This is a genomic window from Methanothermococcus thermolithotrophicus DSM 2095 (assembly GCF_000376965.1).
Classification (GTDB): Archaea; AGJL01; Methanococci; order Methanococcales; family Methanococcaceae; genus Methanothermococcus; species Methanothermococcus thermolithotrophicus.
The window spans coordinates 83,767-105,171 of sequence record NZ_AQXV01000054.1 but is presented as its reverse complement, the minus strand read 5'-3'; the positions used below and the strand labels follow the sequence as shown (position 1 = coordinate 105,171).

At 33.8% G+C, this 21,405-nt stretch carries 30 protein-coding genes; 29 read left to right on the top strand and 1 reads right to left on the bottom strand.

What is annotated here, in order from left to right; all coding sequences use genetic code 11:
• The first annotated feature begins 313 nt into the window (after window positions 1-313).
• The 28 genes from kamA (at window position 314) to secY (ending at window position 17,670) form a co-directional block, all read left to right on the top strand.
• Entirely contained in the window at window positions 314-1,627 is a 1,314-nt protein-coding gene (gene kamA / locus F555_RS0107595) for a lysine 2,3-aminomutase (protein WP_026183008.1), read from the top strand.
• Window positions 1,620-2,456 carry a putative beta-lysine N-acetyltransferase gene (gene ablB / locus F555_RS0107590; protein ID WP_018154623.1) on the top strand — a complete coding sequence of 279 codons (837 nt, stop codon included), beginning with the start codon at window positions 1,620-1,622 and terminating at the stop codon, window positions 2,454-2,456. Before kamA ends, ablB begins: the two co-directional genes overlap by 8 nt.
• A gap of 190 nt (window positions 2,457-2,646) precedes the next feature.
• Window positions 2,647-3,915, top strand: coding sequence for a M20 family metallo-hydrolase (locus F555_RS0107585; RefSeq protein WP_018154622.1), 1,269 nt, complete (start codon window positions 2,647-2,649; stop codon window positions 3,913-3,915).
• Window positions 3,916-4,061: 146 nt separating this feature from the next.
• Window positions 4,062-4,445, top strand: a complete 384-nt coding sequence (gene tsaA, locus F555_RS0107580) for a tRNA (N6-threonylcarbamoyladenosine(37)-N6)-methyltransferase TrmO (protein WP_018154621.1) — start codon at window positions 4,062-4,064, stop codon at window positions 4,443-4,445.
• A 236-nt stretch (window positions 4,446-4,681) separates the two neighbouring features.
• Window positions 4,682-5,311, top strand: a complete 630-nt coding sequence (gene mfnE, locus F555_RS0107575) for a [5-(aminomethyl)furan-3-yl]methyl phosphate kinase (protein WP_026183007.1) — start codon at window positions 4,682-4,684, stop codon at window positions 5,309-5,311.
• A gap of 21 nt (window positions 5,312-5,332) precedes the next feature.
• Entirely contained in the window at window positions 5,333-5,497 is a 165-nt protein-coding gene (locus F555_RS0107570; RefSeq protein WP_018154619.1) for a zinc finger domain-containing protein, read from the top strand.
• A 59-nt stretch (window positions 5,498-5,556) separates the two neighbouring features.
• On the top strand, window positions 5,557-5,826 hold the full coding sequence (locus F555_RS0107565) for an elongation factor 1-beta (protein ID WP_018154618.1): 270 nt from the start codon (window positions 5,557-5,559) through the stop codon (window positions 5,824-5,826).
• 173 nt (window positions 5,827-5,999) lie between these two features.
• The gene (locus tag F555_RS0107560) at window positions 6,000-6,209 is read left to right on the top strand and encodes a hypothetical protein (RefSeq protein WP_018154617.1); all 210 of its coding nucleotides are present in this window, start codon (window positions 6,000-6,002) and stop codon (window positions 6,207-6,209) included.
• A gap of 19 nt (window positions 6,210-6,228) precedes the next feature.
• Complete coding sequence (locus tag F555_RS0107555; protein WP_018154616.1) at window positions 6,229-6,690, top strand: 50S ribosomal protein L22; 462 nt, start codon at window positions 6,229-6,231, stop codon at window positions 6,688-6,690.
• Between the two features lie 120 nt (window positions 6,691-6,810).
• On the top strand, window positions 6,811-7,437 hold the full coding sequence (locus F555_RS0107550; RefSeq protein ID WP_018154615.1) for a 30S ribosomal protein S3: 627 nt from the start codon (window positions 6,811-6,813) through the stop codon (window positions 7,435-7,437).
• 10 nt (window positions 7,438-7,447) lie between these two features.
• Window positions 7,448-7,666 (top strand): 50S ribosomal protein L29, encoded by a 219-nt coding sequence (gene rpmC / locus F555_RS0107545; RefSeq protein ID WP_018154614.1) that lies wholly within the window; start codon window positions 7,448-7,450, stop codon window positions 7,664-7,666.
• Between the two features lie 100 nt (window positions 7,667-7,766).
• Entirely contained in the window at window positions 7,767-8,075 is a 309-nt protein-coding gene (gene yciH, locus F555_RS0107540) for a stress response translation initiation inhibitor YciH (RefSeq protein ID WP_018154613.1), read from the top strand.
• Between the two features lie 85 nt (window positions 8,076-8,160).
• Window positions 8,161-8,457 carry a ribonuclease P protein component 1 gene (gene rnp1 / locus F555_RS0107535; protein ID WP_018154612.1) on the top strand — a complete coding sequence of 99 codons (297 nt, stop codon included), beginning with the start codon at window positions 8,161-8,163 and terminating at the stop codon, window positions 8,455-8,457.
• A gap of 151 nt (window positions 8,458-8,608) precedes the next feature.
• Window positions 8,609-8,956, top strand: a complete 348-nt coding sequence (locus F555_RS0107530) for a 30S ribosomal protein S17 (protein ID WP_018154611.1) — start codon at window positions 8,609-8,611, stop codon at window positions 8,954-8,956.
• Window positions 8,957-8,977: 21 nt separating this feature from the next.
• Entirely contained in the window at window positions 8,978-9,376 is a 399-nt protein-coding gene (locus tag F555_RS0107525; protein WP_018154610.1) for a 50S ribosomal protein L14, read from the top strand.
• 109 nt (window positions 9,377-9,485) lie between these two features.
• Complete coding sequence (gene rplX / locus F555_RS0107520; RefSeq protein WP_018154609.1) at window positions 9,486-9,845, top strand: 50S ribosomal protein L24; 360 nt, start codon at window positions 9,486-9,488, stop codon at window positions 9,843-9,845.
• An 11-nt stretch (window positions 9,846-9,856) separates the two neighbouring features.
• On the top strand, window positions 9,857-10,591 hold the full coding sequence (locus tag F555_RS0107515; protein ID WP_018154608.1) for a 30S ribosomal protein S4e: 735 nt from the start codon (window positions 9,857-9,859) through the stop codon (window positions 10,589-10,591).
• Window positions 10,592-10,621: 30 nt separating this feature from the next.
• Entirely contained in the window at window positions 10,622-11,164 is a 543-nt protein-coding gene (locus F555_RS0107510; RefSeq protein ID WP_018154607.1) for a 50S ribosomal protein L5, read from the top strand.
• Between the two features lie 72 nt (window positions 11,165-11,236).
• The gene (locus F555_RS0107505; protein WP_018154606.1) at window positions 11,237-11,398 is read left to right on the top strand and encodes a 30S ribosomal protein S14; all 162 of its coding nucleotides are present in this window, start codon (window positions 11,237-11,239) and stop codon (window positions 11,396-11,398) included.
• Between the two features lie 11 nt (window positions 11,399-11,409).
• On the top strand, window positions 11,410-11,802 hold the full coding sequence (locus F555_RS0107500; RefSeq protein ID WP_018154605.1) for a 30S ribosomal protein S8: 393 nt from the start codon (window positions 11,410-11,412) through the stop codon (window positions 11,800-11,802).
• Window positions 11,803-11,831: 29 nt separating this feature from the next.
• A complete protein-coding gene (locus tag F555_RS0107495) occupies window positions 11,832-12,380 on the top strand; it encodes a 50S ribosomal protein L6 (protein ID WP_018154604.1) in 549 nt (182 codons plus the stop codon).
• Between the two features lie 104 nt (window positions 12,381-12,484).
• On the top strand, window positions 12,485-12,892 hold the full coding sequence (locus F555_RS0107490) for a 50S ribosomal protein L32e (RefSeq protein WP_018154603.1): 408 nt from the start codon (window positions 12,485-12,487) through the stop codon (window positions 12,890-12,892).
• Between the two features lie 227 nt (window positions 12,893-13,119).
• The gene (locus tag F555_RS0107485; RefSeq protein ID WP_018154602.1) at window positions 13,120-13,569 is read left to right on the top strand and encodes a 50S ribosomal protein L19e; all 450 of its coding nucleotides are present in this window, start codon (window positions 13,120-13,122) and stop codon (window positions 13,567-13,569) included.
• Between the two features lie 23 nt (window positions 13,570-13,592).
• The gene (locus tag F555_RS0107480) at window positions 13,593-14,177 is read left to right on the top strand and encodes a 50S ribosomal protein L18 (protein WP_018154601.1); all 585 of its coding nucleotides are present in this window, start codon (window positions 13,593-13,595) and stop codon (window positions 14,175-14,177) included.
• Window positions 14,178-14,187: 10 nt separating this feature from the next.
• Window positions 14,188-14,856 carry a 30S ribosomal protein S5 gene (locus tag F555_RS0107475; RefSeq protein ID WP_018154600.1) on the top strand — a complete coding sequence of 223 codons (669 nt, stop codon included), beginning with the start codon at window positions 14,188-14,190 and terminating at the stop codon, window positions 14,854-14,856.
• A gap of 184 nt (window positions 14,857-15,040) precedes the next feature.
• The gene (locus tag F555_RS0107470) at window positions 15,041-15,502 is read left to right on the top strand and encodes a 50S ribosomal protein L30 (protein WP_018154599.1); all 462 of its coding nucleotides are present in this window, start codon (window positions 15,041-15,043) and stop codon (window positions 15,500-15,502) included.
• Between the two features lie 15 nt (window positions 15,503-15,517).
• Window positions 15,518-15,949: an uL15 family ribosomal protein gene (locus F555_RS0107465; RefSeq protein WP_018154598.1), complete on the top strand. Its 432-nt coding sequence runs from the start codon at window positions 15,518-15,520 to the stop codon at window positions 15,947-15,949.
• Window positions 15,950-16,320: 371 nt separating this feature from the next.
• Entirely contained in the window at window positions 16,321-17,670 is a 1,350-nt protein-coding gene (gene secY, locus F555_RS0107460; protein ID WP_211204485.1) for a preprotein translocase subunit SecY, read from the top strand.
• A gap of 74 nt (window positions 17,671-17,744) precedes the next feature.
• On the opposite strand, the gene F555_RS0107455 is transcribed toward secY, so the two are convergent.
• Window positions 17,745-18,638, bottom strand: a complete 894-nt coding sequence (locus F555_RS0107455; RefSeq protein WP_018154596.1) for an MraY family glycosyltransferase — start codon at window positions 18,636-18,638, stop codon at window positions 17,745-17,747.
• A 145-nt stretch (window positions 18,639-18,783) separates the two neighbouring features.
• Here F555_RS0107455 and F555_RS0107450 point away from each other — a divergent pair, with 145 nt between their 5' ends.
• Complete coding sequence (locus F555_RS0107450; protein ID WP_018154595.1) at window positions 18,784-21,366, top strand: STT3 domain-containing protein; 2,583 nt, start codon at window positions 18,784-18,786, stop codon at window positions 21,364-21,366.
• Window positions 21,367-21,405: the final 39 nt, after the last annotated feature.

The following is a 21,405-nucleotide window of genomic DNA, read 5'->3' as shown; positions in this document are numbered from 1 at the left end:
TATAGTGTGCTACAAAATTATTCATTATGGGGCTTTTTAACATGTTTTTGGCTTATACTGTGTTATTGGTCTTTTTTTAGGTGCCGGATTTATTGGCACACTTTAGCACGACAACCGCATCAATCCCATCTTGATAGTGGTTATCTTGCTATTGCTCAAGGTCATAAATAGTGAACTAAAAGTCACTATTTTAAGCAGGGGATTTATCCAATGATTTTGATGTAAGGTTTTATTTGATTTATATTTGCCACATACTTTCCATAGGAACATGTGGATATAATAGCCCCGCAATTGATAAATAAGGAGGCATATGATGGAAAAAATATTTGATAAAAAGCATAAAGATTTTGCAGAAAGAATATCAGAAAACGTAAGCTTAGAAGAATGGTACGACTGGAAATGGCAGTTAAAAAATTCAATAAGAGATATAGAGACTTTTGAAGAAGTGTTGGGAATAAAATTCCCTGAAGATGAAAAGGCAGAATTGCAGAAGGCGGCAGATGTATTTCCACTATCCATTACTCCATATTATGCATCTTTGATAGACGTAAAAAACTTTAGAGACGATCCTATTTTTAAGCAGGCTTTTGTTGGAGTGGAAGAATTAATAACAGAAAATTTTGAAATGGCTGACCCATTGGCTGAAGACAGCGATTCTCCAGTTCCAGGATTAACTCACCGTTATCCAGATAGGGTTTTACTCTATGTTAGCCATGCCTGTGCCGTATACTGTCGTCACTGTACACGTAAAAGGAAAGTTGGAGACGTAGATAGTATTCCGTCAAAAGAACAGATACAAAAAGGGCTGGACTATATCCGAGACAACCCACAAATAAGGGATGTTCTTTTATCAGGGGGAGATCCTTTACTACTATCTGACGATTATCTAGACTGGATTTTAACTGAGCTCTGGGACATACCACATATCGAAGTTGTTAGAATCGGTACAAGAGTTCCTGTTGTCCTGCCTTATCGTATTACCGATGAATTGGTAAATATGTTGAAAAAACACCATCCCCTGTGGATAAATACACACTTCAACCATCCAAAAGAAATAACAAAATCTTCAAAAAATGCATTGAGAAGCTTGGCAGATGCAGGAATTCCTTTAGGAAATCAAACTGTACTGTTACGAGGTGTCAATGACTGCCCATATGTTATTAAAAAACTCAATCAAAAACTGGCTGCAAATAGGGTAAGGCCTTACTATCTCTTCCAGTGTGATTTGTCAGAGGGGTTATCACACTTCCGTACATCCGTAAGAAGAGGTATTGAAATTATTGAAAGTTTAATTGGACATACAAGTGGATTTGCAGTCCCAAGATATGTGGTGGATGCCCCAGGAGGGGGAGGAAAAATACCAGTCATGCCTAACTATGTAATTTCATGGGGAACTGATAGAGTTATTTTAAGAAACTATGAGGGAGTTATCACGACCTATAAAGAACCGGAACATGGTGGCAGCGATTGTAATAACGATTGTGTAAACTGTACGAGATGTTTGGATACTGAAGGGGAAGAACACGATTTAGTTGGAATAGAGAAATTGTTATCTAATTCAGATAAAACCATATCTCTAATCCCACAAGGAACCAGAAGAATTGAAAAAAGGGAGAACGATGGATAAGATTGTAAAAATTTGTGGTTCAGTTGTCCAATTAGGGGAATTGAACAGCAGAATTTACCTAATGAAGTTGAACCAAAATAAAGTAGATGAATTATTACCAAAGTTGGATGATATTTGTATCAAAAATAAATATACTAAGATATTTGCTAAAGTACCAAGTCGTCTAAAGGAAGAATTTGAAAATGCCGGTTATAGGGGAGAAGCATTCATAAAAGAATATTTTTTAGATGATGACGTTCTATTTATGTCAAAATACTTTAGCGACGATAGAAAAACCAGTAAATATCCTGAAAAAGTTAGAGAAGTAATAGACGTTGCAAAGAGTAAGAAACCTGTTGAATCCATTAAATCCCCTAAATTGGATGATAGTTTCTCATTAAATATTGCCTGTAAAGATGATGCAGAGGAATTGGCAAATCTATACAAAGAAGTATTTGAAACCTATCCATTCCCAATTTACGATCCAAAGTACATTCTTGAAACTATGGATTCCCATGTAATTTATTTTATAATTAAACATTCGGGTAAGATTGTGGCGGCATCATCATCTGAGATAGATAAAGAAAATAGATGTGTCGAAATGACAGATTTTGCAGTATTGCCTGAGTATCAAGGTTATGGATTGGCCCAAAACTTACTCTTTGCAATGGAAGATGAAATGAGAAAAAATGGAATTAGGGTAGCATATACGATTGCAAGGGCGTTATCTTTTGGCATGAACATCACCTTTGCAAAACTTGGATATGAACATACTGGAACTCTTGTAAACAATACAAACATTTGTGGAAAGTTAGAGGACATGAATGTTTGGTATAAACCTCTAAAATAATATTATACACGTTCGACCTTTGCTTATTTTTTTATTTTATTTATTTTAAATGCCAATTAGTTTTTAACTTTAAGTTTTATGGCGGTAGTTTTTTGTATTGTATATACACATACTTTTCTATATCTTTAATTTTTCAATCTAATTTAACAAACTGACAGCATAATAAACATACATACAACGGGGTGAATTAATGATCAGGACTGAGCTCATAGATGAATCTATAAAAATATCATCTGATTTAATTAAAATAAATTCAGTGAATCCTACATTTGGTGGAAATGGGGAAAAAGAAAAAGCAGAGTATGTATTGGGAAAATTAAACGAATACATAAAAAAATACAATATAAAAAACTGCGTTATAAAGGAGTACAACACGGTTGATAAAAACAATATAGAGAGGCCAAATATTGTTGCAAAGTTTGATTTTGGTAGGGAAAAGACCTTGCATATAATATCTCATCTCGATACAGTTCCAGAAGGAGATTTAAGTTTATGGGAATCAAATCCTTACGAGCCAGTTGTAAAGGATGGAATGATATATGGGAGGGGGAGTGAAGACAACCATAAAGCCATTGTTTCGTCGTTCTTATTGTTAAAGATGATTTTTGAAGGTAATGCCCCTGAAAAACATGAGTTTCCAAAATACAATTTAAATTTAATATTTGTATCTGATGAAGAGGATGGGAGCGAATACGGATTAAAATATTTAGTAGATAATTATGAAAATGAAATATTTAAGAAGGATGATTTAATAATCGTTCCAGATTTTGGCACCCCTGATGGAAACTATATAGAAATAGCTGAAAAAAACATACTCTGGATTAAGTTTAAAATAAAAGGTAAACAGTGCCACGGTAGTACTCCAAACGACGGTATTAATGCAAATATAATTATGTTCAACTTTGGAAATGAATTGTATAGGCAATTATACCAAAGATACGACAAAAAGGACGAAATCTTTTCTCCAGCATGTTCTACTTTTGAGCCTACGGTAGTTGTAAATAACGTTGAAAATGTAAATACAATCCCAGGATATGTTGAAGTTTGTTTTGATTGTAGAATTTTACCTGATTACGATGTAGATGAGGTTTTAAAGTTTGTTGAAAAATATATCGATAACTTTAAGAGAAATATTAAAAACTATTTTGTTGTCTATGATACCAAAGAGGAAGATGAAATCGAAATTACTTACGAGATACTAAAAAAAGAAAAATCCCAAAGAACAAAAGAAAACTCCACATTGGTTTTAGAATTGAAAGATGCCATAAGAAATGCCCTAAATAAAGAGCCGCAACTCTGTGGAATGGGTGGAGGCACAGTTGCAGCATTCTTGAGAGAGAAAGGATACGATACAGTAGTTTGGGGCATTGGAGAGGAAACTGCCCACCAGCCAAATGAGCATATAAAAATTAAAGATTTAATAAAAATGGCAGAAGTCTATTTGGAGATTTTAAAGTAACATTAAATATACAAGAGCTACAATTAAATCACATTAAACATTTTTTGAAGAACTTAGATTAAATATTAAATTTAGAAACATTAATTAGTTATATCTTAATCTTCTAATGGTAATATGCCCAAAAACTTCAAAATAAATTGATTTCTATGAAAACATTTAAAATATATCCGATAGGAAAAGTCGAACAATTAAAAAACAGTACCGTACTAAACATCTTTGAAGAGTTTAAAGAAGGTTTAAACGGATTAAAAGAAGGAGAAAAGATTTTAATATTTTTGTGGTTTGACAAAAGCGACACTCCAGATAAAAGAAAGATATTAAAAGTTCATCCAAAAGGAGACCCTGAAAATCCGATAAGGGGCGTATTTTCAACTAGGTCTCCAGTTAGGCCAAATCCAATAGGTGTTTATACAGTTAAAATCCTAAAAATAGATAATAATAAAATATTTGTTGATAAAATAGATGCCTTTGATGATACCCCAATAATCGATATTAAAATATATAGCCGTTCTGCAATTAATGGCACTTAAAAATTTTTTAAATTTGAACAAAATCAAAAGTTTTGTGGCTCTTTGCTCACTTCGTTCGCTCCGATTAAATTAAAATCATGCTGAATATTTTAATTATAATTTAATGTAAATATTTATAATATCCATTCGCAGAACAACTATATTCCAAAGAATTGGATAGCTGATTTTACCAGTTTTATTTTAATCGGTTAAATCATTAGTTTGAAGATATATCTAGAAAACTTTTGAGGTAGAAAATGCATCTAATAAAAATAGGTGGTAGCTTAACTTACTCGGTGAAAGAACTATTAAATGAGCTAAAAAATACAGATGAAGAGATAATAATTATCCCTGGCGGCGGGGATTTTGCCAATGTAGTTCGAAACCTTTATGAAAAAACTGAGTTAGATGAGACCGGAGCTCACAAAATTGCAACAGTATGCACAGACCTAATTGGAATGTATTTTTCCGAGGTATCGGGCATAAAAACAGCAGATAATCTGTTTGATGCAAAGAGAATTTTAAAGGATGAGGGAATTGTTATTGTTCTACCTTCAAAAATAGTTTTATCAACAGATGAGCTCCCACATTCTTGGGATGTTACTTCTGACTCCATTGCTGCCTATGTCGCCAAGTTATTGAATTTAAACAGCTTGATTATAGCCACAGATGTTGATGGGATATATGATAGATATCCTGAAGGAAAACTATTAAATACTATAAATACAAAAGCCATTAAAGGTTTTACATCCGTAGATAAACACTTACCAAAACTTTTAATTAGATACAACATAGAATGTTTTGTGGTTAATGGGAAATATCCTGAAAGGATAAAAAATATCATGAGAAACATAGAAGATATATATACAAAAATAACTTTAGAATAATTAAAATTAGTCGGTGATAAAATGAAATACAAATGTACATCATGCAGTGCCGAAATTGCTCCAAGAGAAAACGCTACTAGATTCCTGTGCCCAAACTGTGGGAAAGGAGAAATCGTAAGATGTGAAAAATGCAGAAAACTAAGCAACGTATACAAATGTCCTGTATGTGGATACGAAGGACCATAAATAATATAATATATTCTAAGTAATTACTAATTCCAATAATCCCTATAGATGGTGATATAATGGCAAAAGTTCTCGTTAAAATAAAAGTTATGCCTGTAAGTCCTGAAGTTGATAAAGAAGCATTAAAGGAAAAAGTAAAAGAAACCGTAGAAAAGATGGACACATTGTGCAGAGGAATAAATGATGAACCTTTAGCATTTGGTTTGTACTCAATAAACGTTATGGTAGAAATGGAAGAAAAAGAAGGCGGAACAGAACCTATCGAAAACGCTTTAAATGAATTAGAAGATGTAGAAAGTGCTGAAGTTCTAGAGGTTTCACTTGCTTAATGAAGCTATCTCAGACTAAAGATAATTCAAATTATATGTTTTGAGATATAGCTTCATAACAAACCTTCGTATTTTTTTATGTGAAACCTCCTCGTTAACATCTTATTCTAATATATGTATTATAACATAATAATTGCCTTGTTTTAAGCAGGATTCCGGTTTTGTGGGGTATTATGATAAACTATATAAATAAGGTTAAGCAAATAAAAAAGGCTATTGAATATATGGAAGATAGAGGATATTCTATCAATGTGCGCCATAAAAATAATCCAATTTTAGAAGTTGGAAAAGTAAAAACCAACCCCATAATTAAAAACACGATAGGAAACGTAAAAATTCACTATCTAAATACAATGAAGGTTCTGTTAAAACTGAGGTATTAACCTATTGAGGTGAATGTAGATGGCTAAATTAAAATACAAAATAGAAGCTGACCCTAAAAAAACCGCAAATGCTATGGGCAGGTCATTGAGAATCTCAAGAAAACATTCAATTGAAATCTGCAGAAAATTAAATGGAATGAAATTAGACGATGCTATTGCTTTTTTAAAGAGAGTTATTGACTTAAAAGAGCCTGTACCATTCAAAAGACACGATAAAGATGTTCCACACAGAAAAGGTAAACTTGGATGGCATGCAGGAAGATTCCCACAAAAAGCTTCTGAAGAAATATTGAAAGTTTTAGACAATGCAAAGAAAAACGCAGAATACAAAGGTTTAAACACTGAAAAGTTAAGAATAAAACATATCTCATCAAACAAAGGATTTACAATAAAAAGATACATGCCAAGAGCATTTGGTAGAGCATCACCTAAATTCCAAGAAACAGTACACATTCAAGTTATATTAGAAGAATACCACTAAAAAAATTCCAGAGAACTGACAAAACGAGATTGTAGTCCACGAGATGTAATAACCGTTTGTTACACAAGATACAAACTCGTTTGGAAGCTCTACTTCCTAAACGTTCAAAAAGGTGAAATAATGATTGAAAGAACATTTGTAAATGAAAATGTTATGGAAACATTAGTTAATGAATACTTCAAACTTAAATTGATAAGAGCTGGATACAGCCATATGGATGTAAAGAAAACACCTGTAGGAACAAGAATCACAGTTTACGCTGAAAAACCAGGTTTCGTTATCGGAAGAAAAGGAAGAATGGTAAAAGAATTAACAGAAACACTTGAAAAAGAGTACTGTGTAGAAAACCCGCAAATTGAAGTTAAACAGGTAGAAAACCCAGACTTAGATCCTGAAGTTGTTGCACACAAAATAGCATCATCCCTTGAAAGAGGAATGCACTTTAGAAGAGTGGCTCACTCAGCAGTGAGAAGAGTTATGAACGCTGGTGCAAAAGGTGTCGTTGTAATTATCTCTGGAAAATTGACTGGGGAAAGAGCAAGAGTGGAAAAATTCATGGCAGGATACATGAAACACTGTGGAGAACCATCTGAAGTGCTCGTTAAAAAAGCCCACCAATTAGCTAAATTAAAACTCGGTGTAACTGGTGTTACTGTAAAAATAATGCCTCCTGATGTAGTCTTACCTGATGAAATCGTCATAAAAGGAGACGAAATCAAAGAAGTTGACGAAGTATTAGAAGAATAAGGTGATTAAAATGGCTATCCTAAGGACAAGTGAAATTAGAGAGTTATCTGTTCAAGAAATGAAAGAAAAGCTTGTAGAATTAAAGAAAGAATTAATGAAAGAAAATGTAAATAAAGCTACCGGCGGAGCTCCTTCGAACCCTGGTAAGGTTAAAGAACTTAAAAGAACAATTGCAAGAATTTTAACAATAATGAACGAGAAGAAAAAAGAAGAAACAGTAAATGCCTAACAAACCTAACAAAAATTTTAAATATCATAAAATGGCAAAGATATATCAATCTACTAAAAAAAGTATTTTGAAAAAGCCATATTAAGTGAGAGGTGCATTAATGCCCGAAATTTGTCCAATATGTGGGTTACCAAAAGACCTGTGTGTATGTGAAGAAATTGCAAAAGAAGAGCAGAAAATAAAAGTATATGTTGCAAAAAGAAGATTTGGAAAATTGATGACCATAGTCGAAGGCTTTGATGCTGACTTAATCGATGTAAAAGATCTTGCTAAAAAATTAAAAGACATCTGTGCCTGTGGTGGAACTGTAAAGAAAGATTCAATTGAACTTCAGGGAGACCATAGAAGAAAAGTTGAAGAAACCTTGGTTAAAATGGGTTTCTCAAAAGATATGATTGACGTTAGATAATTTATTCATATTTTATTTAATTATAAATATAGGGCTTGAGGATACCTGATGGTACACCCTCGTGCCCTTTGGGTAGGGGACACCCATGATAACACCACAAAATATAATAAGACATGAACTAATTGGGTTAGATGTTGAGATTGTAAAATCCACTAACCCAAGTTTAATCGGTACAAAGGGTAGAGTAATTGACGAAACTAGAAATACATTAGTTGTTGAAAAATCAAACGGTAAAGAAATAGTAATTCCTAAAGATATTGCGACATTTAGATTTAAATTAAAAAATGATGAATTAATCAAAGTCGATGTCAACGGAAAACTCCTAATTGGAAGACCTGAAGACAGGTTAAAAAGAAAGATAAAACAACTCTACCCATACTAACGATATAAAACTATTTTGAAGGTCCCCATAAAAAATAACAAATGGTCAATTAAATAGTTACCACCATGTCAAAAATATTATATACTTATGATTATTAATTAATCTGAAACTCTTTATAAAATATTCAACAGCTCATATTGGAGGTATGGTTATGAAAAACATAGGGATAGATGTAAAATCTCCTGAAAATGTTTGCGATGATGTTAACTGTCCTTTCCACGGTAAACTATCCGTAAGAGGACAGACATTTGAAGGTATCGTAGCTAGCGACAAAGGACACAACACAGTTGTTATCAAAAGAGAAGTTGTAAGTTACATTCCAAAATATGAAAGATACGAAAAGAGAACAGCCACCATGGTTGCACACAACCCACCTTGTATAAATGCAAAGGTAGGTGACATAATAAAAATTATGGAATGTAGACCCATAAGTAAAACAAAATCATTCGTTGTTGTTGAAAAATTAGGTCATGACGTATTTGCGGAAGAAGAACAATAATTCCTTTAAAAGGTGAAATATATGAAAGGATTAGGCTCAAATGTTGTGAGATCACTACCTAACGGTGCAAGACTGTTTTGTGCTGACAACACAGGTGCAAAGGAATTAGAGATCATTGCAGTTAAAAACTACAAAGGAGTAGCAAGAAGATTACCTTCAGGTGGAGTCGGAGATATGGTCTTTGTTTCAGTTAAAAAAGGTACACCTGAAATGAGAAAACAAGTTTTACCTGCAATCATCATAAGACAGAAGAAAGAATACAGAAGAGCTGACGGTTCAAGAGTTAAATTTGAAGATAACGCTGCAGTAATTGTAACACCGGATGGAAACCCAAAAGGTTCAGAAATCAAAGGGCCAGTTTCAAAAGAAGCTGCTGAAAGATGGCCTGGTGTATCAAGATTAGCTAAAATAATTCACTAAATATTAAATTGAGATTTTAGTTTTCAAATTCTCACAATAAAATCGCTCTGCGATTTTAAGTTTTATAGTGGGATTTCTAATTTCCTCATTAACACTTGAAGGTGAAATGATGGTTTTGACAAAATCAAAACAACCAAGAAAACAAAGAAAGGCGCTTTATAATGCACCATTACACCTAAGAAACAGATTAATGTCCGCCATGTTATCAAAAGAATTGAAAGAAAAGTATAACAAAAACGCTCTCCCGGTTAGAAAAGGAGATGTGGTAAAAGTCCTAAGAGGAAGCTTCAAAGGTGTTGAAGGAGAAGTAACTAAAGTAATGTACAAATCATACAGAATATATGTTGAAGGAGTACTTAACAAAAAACAGGATGGAAAAGAAACCCCTTACCCAATTCATCCCTCAAATGTCATGATAGTAAAGTTGGATGAATCAGACGAAAAGAGGTTTAAAAACTTAAATAACTAAGAGGTGTGAGCATGGCAAATAAAGGACCTAGGAAACATCTAAAAAGATTAGCCGCTCCAGTAAACTGGCAACTTCCAAGAAAGGTTAAAAAATTCACTGTAAGACCATCAGCAGGTCCACACTCAATGGATAAATCATTACCATTATTATTGGTTGTTAGAGACATTTTGAAATATGCTGACAACGCAAGAGAAGCAAAAAAAATTATCAAAATGGGTAAAATATTAATCGATGGCAGAAAAAGAAAAGAATACAAACACCCTACCGGTTTAATGGATGTTTTATCAATACCTGACACAGAAGAAAACTTTTTAGTTCTCTTAGATGAAAAAGGTAGAATCACATTAAAGAAAACCGATAAAAATAATGTAAAATTGTGTAAAATAAACAATAAAACAGTAATCAAAGGAGGGCACATACAGCTAAACCTCCATGATGGAAGAAACCATATTGTAAAATTAGCTGACGCTACAAAAGCTGAAGAAGATGTTTACAAAACTGGAGACAGTGTTTTAATCTCAATTCCAGAGCAAGACATAGTAGGCCATGTTTCTTTCGAAGAAGGAAAATTGGCATACATTACCGGTGGTAAACACGTCGGCGAATTTGCAAAAATCGTAGAAATAGAAAAGAGAAAATTATACCCAGACATTATAACACTAGAAAACAAAGACGGAGAAAAATTCAAAACAGTTAGAGATCATGTCTTTGTGGTTGGTGATGACGAACCAGTTATCACAATGTAAAAATCATAAAATAATTTAGGAGGACGAAACATGTCATTCCAAGAAATCTGGGAAAAAGAACCCATGAAAAGGCCAAGAATAGAAAAAGTAACTGTTAACTTTGGAGTTGGCGAAGCTGGAGATAGATTAACAATTGGTGCTAAAGTTATCGAAGAAATCACAGGTCAAAAACCTGTTAGAACCTTGGCAAAACAGACAAACCCTGCATTTGGTATTAGAAAAAAATTACCAATTGGACTAAAAGTTACATTAAGAGGTAAAAAAGCTGAAGAATTCTTGAAAAATGCATTTATTGCATTTAAAGCTTCAGGAAAAACACTCTTTTCAAGATCATTCGATAACAGAGGAAACTTCTCATTTGGTGTTCCAGAACACATAGACTTCCCAGGACAAAAGTACGATCCTTCAGTTGGAGTTTACGGTATGGATATCTGCGTAACTTTAGACAAGCCAGGGTACAGGGTTAAAAGAAGAAAGCTAAAAAGAAGTAGATTACCTGGAAGACACTTAGTTACAAAAGAAGAAGCTATCGAGTATATAAAAACAAAATTCGAAGTTGATATTGAAGAATAAACATCAACAGGATTCAAATTCCCAATATTTGGATTAATAACTAAATAGGTTATTACACATAAAGGTGAAAATATGACAAAAGCACCATTTAAGAAAAAATACGGATACGGTTCTAAAGTATGCAAAAGATGCGGAAGAAAAGGACCGGGAATTATTAGAAAATACGGACTTAACTTATGCAGACAATGCTTTAGAGAATTAGCACCAAAATTAGGATTTAAAAAATACGATTAGGAGGTATCAGCATGAGTTTAATGGACCCACTTGCAAACGCCTTAAACCATATATCCAACTGTGAAGGAGTGGGAAAAAGCGTGGCATATGTAAAGCCAGCTTCAAAGCTCATTGGTAGAGTATTAAATGTTATGCAAGACCACGGATATATTGGAAACTTTGAGTATATCGAAGATGGAAGAGCAGGGATTTACAAAGTAGAACTAATTGGTCAAATAAACAAATGTGGAGCTGTTAAGCCAAGATACGCTGTTAAGAAACAAGAATTTGAAAAATTTGAAAAAAGATACTTACCTGCTAAAGGTTTCGGATTATTAATCGTAAGTACACCAAAAGGTTTAATGACACACGACGAAGCCAAGAATCAGGGATTAGGTGGAAGATTAATATCCTACGTATTCTAAGGACCAAACACTTTTTGGAGGTATTAATTATGCCAGTCGCAGCAATAATGAGGGAGGAAATTGATATCCCTGAAAATGTCTCTGTCGATATAAACGGCAGTGAAGTTGTTGTTAAATCAGGCGGAACAGAACTTAGAAGAGAACTTTCTTACCCAAACATTGTCATAAAAAAAGAAGAAAATAAAGTAGTTATAGAAAGTACCTTCCCAAGAAAAAAACAGGCTGCCATGATAGGAACATACAGGGCACATATTCAAAACATGATCAAAGGAGTTACAGAAGGCTTTGAATACAAATTAAAAATAAGATATGCCCACTTCCCTATGAAAGTTAGTGTTAAAGGTAATGAAGTAATTATAGACAACTTCTTAGGGGAAAAATTCCCGAGAAAAGCAAAAGTCATGGAAGGAACCAAAGTCAAAGTCAGCGGTGAGGATGTTATTGTTACAGGGGCTGACAAAGAAAAAGTAGGGCAAACTGCTGCAAACATAGAACAGGCCACAAAAGTCAAAGGAAGGGACATTAGAGTATTCCAGGACGGAATTTACATCGTAGAAAAAGCTGGAAAAGTATTGTAAGGATTTATAAATCGTAGATTTGTAAATCCCTAAATCCGAAGGATTTTGAAGGCCAGCAAATCCGAAGGATTTGCTTGGACCAGAAAAGAAAAAACGGTGGTCCTATGAGTGAATTAAAAAGATTATTAAAATTAAAGCTCAAAATGAAACAAAAAAGACCTGAATTCAAAAGACAAGACTGGTTCAAATGCAAAAGAATCGGTACAAGCTGGAGAAGACCTAAAGGGAAACACAGCGGAATGAGATTACAATTAGCACACAGACCTGCAATTGTTAAAATAGGTTACAGAGGACCTGCTCTTGTTAGAGGATTACACCCTTCAGGTTTAGAAGATGTACTCATTCACAATGTAAAAGAATTAGAAGCATTAAACCCTGAAACACAAGGGGCTAGAGTAGCTTCAACAGTAGGTAAAAGAAAAAGAGCAGAAATCGTAAAAAAAGCTCAGGAATTGGGAATAAGATTACTAAACATTTCCAAAGAAAAACAGGAAGAGCTCTTAAATCTATAATTCCATTAATTAATTATTAGGCTTACAATCCAAATAATGTGAAATCCTAGCGAATTTCACCAAATGATTCTTAAATATATTTCCATTAGTGCAGTCTGGAAATTTAAAAAACTTCAATATTCTGGTTTCTCGTTTCACTTGAAACTGAAAAACCATTTCATATTCTGATTTCCTTACCATATTCGGAAATTGTAAAAGCCCTTCGGGTTTTCAGAAAAGGTGATATTATGGATGTATCTACCCAGAGAAGAATAGCCGCAGATGTTTTAAATTGCGGTATTGATAGGGTTTGGGTTGATCCTGAAAACTTAGACAGAGTTAAAATGGCAATAACCAAAGATGACATCAGGTTATTAATAAAAGATGGAATAATTGTAAAAAAACAAGAAAAAGGTATAAGTAGCGGTAGAAAGAAAAAAGCACTTGAACAGAAAAGAAAAGGTAAAAGAAAAGGCCCTGGTTCAAGAAGAGGTGCTAAAGGAGCTAGAACTCCTAAGAAAGAAAGATGGATAAACACCATAAGACCGCTAAGAAGAATGTTAAAAGAATTAAGGGAAGAAAATAAATTAGAAAGATCAACATACAGAAAGTTATACAGAATGGCAAAAGGTGGAGCATTTAGAAGTAAAAACCACATGAAGCTGTACATGAAAGACCACGGGATGTTGGTAGAATAATCAATCAATAAGGAGGTATGATTATGGCACACGGTGCTAAATATAGAGTCCCTTTTAGAAGAAGAAGGGAAGGGAAAACAGATTTCAGACAAAGATTAGGTTTATTATTGTCTGGAAAACCAAGATTGGTTGCAAGAAAAACACTAAACAACAATATCGCACAGCTCATAAGCTATGATGAAAAAGGAGATGTTGTATTAGTTTCTGCCCACTCAAAAGAGCTCGTAAAGATAGGATACAAAGGACATTGTGGAAATATCCCTGCAGCATACTTAACAGGTTTATTGTTAGGTAAAAAAGCAGTTAAAGAAGGATATGAAGAAGCAGTTTTAGATATAGGTCTACAAAGAGCTACAAAAGGAGCTGCAATCTTCGCTATATTAAAAGGTGCACTTGATGCTGGCATGGATATTCCTTACAGTGAAGATGTAATAGCCGATGAAGAAAGATTAAACGGAACACACATCAAAAACTACGCTGAGCTCTTAAAAGAGGAAGACGAAGAAGCATACAAAAGACAATTCTCAAAATACTTGGAAAAAGGATTAAACCCTGAAGACTTGCCAGAGCACTTTGAGGAAATAAAGGAGAAAATCCTTAATTTATAAGGTGATATAAATGGCTAAATCCGAAAGAAGATTTAATGTTGAGGCTTGGGAGCCAAAAACTCAAGTCGGTAAGATGGTTAAAGAAGGGACAATTACAGACATTGACTACATTTTAGACAATGGTCTCCCATTGTTAGAACCTGAAATTGTAGATGCCCTTTTACCAGATCTAGAGGAACAAGTATTAGATGTTAAGCTTGTTCAAAGAATGCACAAATCAGGAAGAAGAGCAAGATTTAGAGCTACAGTTGTTGTAGGAAACAAAAATGGTTATGTTGGAGTAGGGATGGGCAAAGCTAAAGAAGTTGGTCCTGCAATTAGAAAAGCCATTGCTCAGGCAAAATTATCATTAATTAGGGTTAGAATCGGTTGCGGTTCTTGGGAATGCGGTTGTGGAACACCACACTCAATTCCGTTCAAAGTTAAAGGTAAATGTGGAAGTGTTAAAATCGAATTATATCCTGCACCAAGAGGAGTAGGTTTAGTTGCAGGTAATGTTGCAAAGGCAGTTTTAGGTCTTGCAGGAGTTAAAGACGCATGGACAAAATCCTTCGGAGACACCAGAACAACATTCAACTTTGCTGTTGCTGCATTTGAAGCTCTCAAAAACTTGAACTTCGTAAGATGCTTGCCAGAACAGAAAGAGAAATTAGGTCTTACAGAAGGTAGAGTACTTTAATTCTATTTACTTTTAATGTATAGACCCTATGAAAATCTTGCTGATTTTCAACTTCTTCACTTTCGAGACAAATTCTTTAGAATTTGTCGAGTTAAATTAAAAATCAATTATTAGACAAGCATGAAATGTTTGTAGCCCACAATCCTTATTGTGGTTTTTCAATCCATGGAAAGGTGATGAAAACATGGCTTACGCAGTTGTAAGAGTGAGAGGTAGCGTAGGTGTAAGGAGAGATATAGCCGACACACTTAAAATGTTAAGATTACACAGGGTAAACCACTGTGTTGTAGTGCCAGAAGAAAAATTCAAAGGAATGATACAGAAAGCAAAAGACTATGTAACCTACGGAGAAATAAACAAAGAAACGCTTATAAAGTTAATATTGAAGAGAGGCAGACTCCCTGGAAACAAAAGAGTGGATGAAGAAAAAATCAAAGAATTAATGGATTTGTCAGTAGAAGAACTCTCCGAAAAAATATTAAATGGAGAAATAAAATTAAAAGATACTCCATTAAAACCAGTATTCAGATTACACCCTCCAAGAAAGGGATACGACAAAGCAGGTATTAAGAAACCATTTTCAGTTGGAGGAGCTTTAGGTTACAGGGGAGAAAAAATAAACGACCTACTGGAAAAAATGATGTAATCTAAAGGTGATTAAATGATAAGAAAAAGTAAAAAAATCACAAAAATGAGAGGTAGTAGAACCTGTGGTTACGGTGAAGCTAAAAAACACAGGGGAGCTGGTCACAGAGGTGGTAGAGGTAAAGCTGGAGGCCATAAACATAAATGGTTACGTACCGTCAAGTTTATGCCTAATTACTTTGGAAAATACGGATTCAAAAGACACCCTACCTTAGTTAAAAGCCTTAAAACTGTTAACGTAGGAGAAATAGAAGAATTCGTATTAAAAAACAAAGATTTATTTGAAGTTGAAGATGGAAAAATTGTAGTTGATGTTACAGAATTCGGATACGAAAAAGTCCTTGGAAAAGGTAAAGTATCAACTGCAATGATTTTAAAAGCAGTAGAATTCTCTGAAGGGGCAAAAGAAAAAATAAGTGCTGCTGGTGGAGAAGTTGTTGAATTATAGATATATTAAAAACCATTTTAATATAATACTTTTACTTTTTCTCGTTTTTAATATAGATAATAAAGGAAATTTTAATAATTTCGAAATATCCAAATATAATAATATTTTTTTAAATAATATTCATAATTTCTTAAAAATACCTACATTATTAATTTTTAACTGTTTTTCATTGTTGTTATTATTTTTGTTATTAACCGCCCTAATTATGATTGTTCCACGAGTAATCAATTAAAATTTTAATACTCGTTGTAAAACAAAAAAAGAGAGATTTACCTCGAATACGGCATACAATATATCGGGAACGACCATATCAAAGATAAATTAATATAGGTGTGAGGGGTAATCCCTTTTGATAAACTTTATCGTTTATAATGTTGCAAGGTGGTATCTTGGAAGCTTTTCTACATAAAATAAAACCATTACTTGAATATATACCAGAAGTAAAAAGACCTGAAAGAGACGTTTCATTTAAAGAAAAATTACAGTGGACAGGATTGGTATTGATATTGTACTTTATACTAGGTACGATCGATGTATATACTGGGGGAGCTCAGATACCTTCAATTTTCGATTTCTGGCAAACTGTTACAGCATCTAAAATGGGGACTCTGATTACCCTAGGTATTGGACCAATTGTTACTGCAGGTATTATAATGCAGTTACTCGTAGGTTCCGAACTTATAAAATTGGATCTATCAAACCCGGTGAACAGGGGGCTATTCCAAGGATTACAAAAACTATTTGCAATAGTGCTCTGTTTTGTAGAGGCGTTAATGTTCGTTGGTGCTGGAGCATTTGGGGCGATAGGATCACTGTCATTAGTGATAATACTCGTCCTACAGTTGGCGTTAGGTGCGGTACTATTGATATATCTTGACGAAATAGTTTCAAGATACGGTATTGGATCAGGTATTGGGTTGTTTATTGCAGCAGGGGTTTCACAAACAATATTTGTAGGAGCTCTAGGACCTCAAGGTTATCTCTGGAAATTCTTCAGTGCATTAACAATGGGAAGTTTATGGACTGCATTTGAATATATTTTACCAATACTCGGTACTATAGCAGTATTTTTTATCGTAGTTTATGCAGAGAGTTTAAGGGTGGAAATTCCTTTGGCACATGGAAGAATAAAAGGGGCAGTTGGAAAGTACCCTATAAAATTCATTTATGTATCCAACTTACCAGTGATACTGGCTGTAGCATTATTTGCAAATATCCAATTATGGGGAATGTTCTTAGAAAAAATGGGACTACCATTATTGGGACACTATGTAAATGGAAGAGCAGTTGATGGTATAGCATATTATTTCTCAACACCTTATGGGATATCAAGCATAATATCTGATCCATTACATGCCGTATTCTATACCTTAGCCATGGTGGTATTCTGTATATTATTTGGTATGTTCTGGGTTGAAACCTCGGGGTTAGATGCAAAATCTATGGCTAAAAAATTAGGTAACTTAGACATGGCAATTAAAGGCTTCAGAAAAAGTACAAAGTCCATAGAACAAAGATTAAGAAGATACATAAAACCTATTACGGTGATGAGCTCAGCATTTGTTGGATTCTTAGCAGCAGTGGCAGACTTCACAGGTGCCTTAGGTGGAGGTACTGGGGTTTTACTTACAGTTTCTATAGTTTATAGATTGTATGAACAGATTGTACAGGAACAAATCTCAGAGTTGCACCCTGCAATTGCCAAATTAATTAAAAAATAAAAAATACTTTTTTACTTTTTTATTAGATATTATTATTTTATTATTTTTGGAATTAAATTATATATCCACGTCGATTATATACACCGTAGCTGTGTTGTTGTATAAATTAAACTCAGAATTCCAAAAAAGGCAGATATGCTCCATAAAACCCATACTATCTCGTACTCCTTCATTGGCTTCTTTTTTAATATTAATCTGGGCAAAGATAGATAACCCCCTTCAACATAGAGTTTTCCGTTTTTTAAAGTAGTAGGTTTATGGTCTTCTCTTTTTGTAACTCCTGCAGTATAATATTTTAAAAATGCATCCAACAAGTAGGGTGTAAGTACTATAACTAGTTGGGGAATTATATCCTTCCAAACAGCAATTGTGGCTAAAAATGCTCCAATTGGGAGAGTTCCAACATCTCCTGGAAATACTTTTGCAGGATATTTATTAAGCATGAAAAAACCCAAATAGGATGCGGTAAATACCATAACTATTTGAAAGCCTGAAAAATCCCCCTTTAGGAGTAGAACCAACCCTATAAAAAATGAAGATATTATTCCCAAACCTATCTCCAAACCATTAAATCCTGCCAACATATTGGTCAAATTTGAAACTATTGATATTCCAAGAATCAGTGAAATTATTTTAATTAAATTAAAATCCAATAACAATCCTGCAGGGATACCTATTAAACCAAGTAGTATAAGTTTTTGCCATGGTGAGAGTTTAGCGATATCATCTACAATTCCAACGATTCCAGAAAGGGCCATAACGATTGATACTGCAGGATTTAAAATAGATAGAACTCCAATATTTACAGATACTGGTGCAATACCCCCCATTTCAGCAACCTTTGTTTTTTCTTTCTTATGCAGGTCAATACCATATTTTACATTAATCATTTTTTTCATAATAGAGCTAGTGAGTATATATGATGATATAAATGAGATAAACAGCAATCCAACATAATATAGATCCATAAAATCACCAGTTGTTTTTCATCCATAGTACGTGCTTTTGATATAATTTAAAGACACTTTTATTAAATTTTATCAAAACACCATAATAAGTTATTTATATATATGTTATTTATTAATCTTTTAGTAAAATCTTAGGAGGAAAAATATGGGGGAATTCCTGAACAAATTTTCCGAATTTTTTAAGCGACGTGAAAATATAAAAGTATTTCTCATAATCCTAGTACTGGGGTTGGTAAGCTTTCAGCTTAGAGCTCAGCCTGCAGACATGGGATTTACAAACGATGTACAGTTAAAAAATATGTTTGCAGATGAAAATGGAAGAATGTATTTGATAGCACTTGACCCTTACTGGTATCTTAGATTAACAGAAAACTACCATGATCATGGACATCTTGGAGAAACATTAAAAGAAGTAGATGGAAAACTTGTTCCATATGATACTATTCAGTATGCACCACCGGGGCATCCGGCACCAGATAAAGTTCCTATATTATCGTTGGTTACATTAGGCATATATTCAATATGGCACTCCTTTGATTCAACTGTAACTTTGATGAATGCTGCATTTTGGGTACCTGCATTAATGGGTATGCTACTTGGGATACCAATATTCTTTATGATTAGAAGAAGTACTTCGAGTAATGTAGGTGGGGTTGTAGGGGCGTTGATTATTGCATCCAGCCCAGCATTACTTTACAAAACTTCAGCAGGATTTGCAGACACTCCAATATTTGAAGTTCTGCCGATATTGTTTATTGCATGGTTTATAATGGAGGCGATACATTACCAAAACAACCTAAAAAAATCCATAATATTTACCGCATTGGCAACCTTATTAATTGCACTTTATCCAAGAATGTGGGCTGGTTGGTGGTATGCCTACAATATTGTGACAGGTTTCTTAATTATCTATTTAGCATATCTATGTGTCGTTAAAAAATCACATGAATCTGACAATTTCAAAAACCTTCTTTCAATCACCGGTTTGTTTGTACTTGGAGGAGGGTTACTGGTTTCAGTATTCTATGGGATAAATAGCTTTATAAATGGGGTTTTATCTCCAGTAGGGTTTACAACAATAAAGGTAGTATCTCATGCAACAGGATGGCCAAATGTCTATACTACAGTTTCCGAGTTATCTGCCACATCATTTAACAGTATTGTAAATAATTCGGTAGGTAGTATATGGCTATTTATAGTTGGAATATTGGGTGTAATTTCATCATTCATATCATTGAGACATGGTAAAAAAGAATTTGATGTGAAATATGGTCTACTTTTAATATTATGGCTTGCTGCCACAGGTTATGCTGCCACAAAAGGTGTTAGATTCATAGGATTAATGACACCTCCACTGGCCATTGGTATAGGCATACTTGCGGGGCAGTTGGAGAATATAGTTAAAATAAGCAAGAGTAATTTAATTAAATACTCGTTGTACCCAGTAGTAGGTATTGTATCATTGCTATTTATTGCAACTAACGCCGGTAAAATCCCGGAAATAATTTTGCCGTCAACATATGTCCCTATTGCAGCATATGGGTTAATTTCACTGGTTGTAGTGCTTCTACTGTACAAGATAGCAGATATAATATCTTCAGATAGGGAAAATAAGTTTAAAAAATTATTCAGTGTATTATTGGGTATTGCATTAGTTCTTCCATCTTTAGCCAGTGCTGTTCCATTATATACTGCACCTACGTTTAACGATGGATGGAAAGAAAGTTTGGATTGGATAAAAACAGAAACTCCAAACAACTCTGTTATAACCTGCTGGTGGGACAATGGGCATATTTATACCTGGGCTACAAGAAAAATGGTAACATTTGATGGAGGAAGCCAGAACTCTCCAAGAGCTTATTGGGTAGGAAAGGCATATTCAACATCAAATGAAAACCTCTCAGTTGGAATACTTAGAATGCTTGCCACAAGTGGTGATAAAGCATTTGAGAAAGATGGAATTTTAATGAACAAAACAAACAACAGTGTTGGAGAAACTGTAAAAATACTCAATGAAATACTGCCAGTTAGTAAGTCCAAAGCTTATAATATTTTGGTAAATAAATACAACCTAACAGAAAAAGAAGCACTCGAAGTATTGAATGCAACACACCCAGAAAATCCAAATCCCGACTACCTTATAACATACAATAGGATGACAGATATTGCACCTGTTTGGAGTATGTTTGGAAACTGGGATTTCAGTATGCCACCAAATACACCAAATGAAGAAAGGGAAAGTGGATACTACACCAAATTAAGGGGAGAAGGTGTCCTAAACAATGGAACATTATTTATAAGAGTGCCAATACAAAAAACACAGAATTACGCTGTAATGAACGTCATACTAATACAAAATTCAAGTATTGCAAGTTATGATCTAACATACAATACAAATACTGGAACTGTAATGAGTGAGAAAACCACAGGATTCCACAAAGTCATTGTGAAGAATGGAAATAATGTTTATGAAAAAGAATTCAACAAAAATGGAACCATTAGTGAAATAGTTAGACTGGTACCTGTAGGAAATAACCAATATTATACATATGTTTGGATTGCATCAAGAAACCTTGAAGATAGTATCTATACAAGACTTCACTTCCTTGATGGATATGGTTTAAAACATATAAAATTAGTTAAAGAATCCCAAGATCCTACAAACTATGGAATTCAGCCAGGATTTAAGGTTTATGAAGTTGATTATGGAATAGATTATCTTAACTAACCATCTAAAAATTCTTTTTTATTTTATATTTAATCGAGG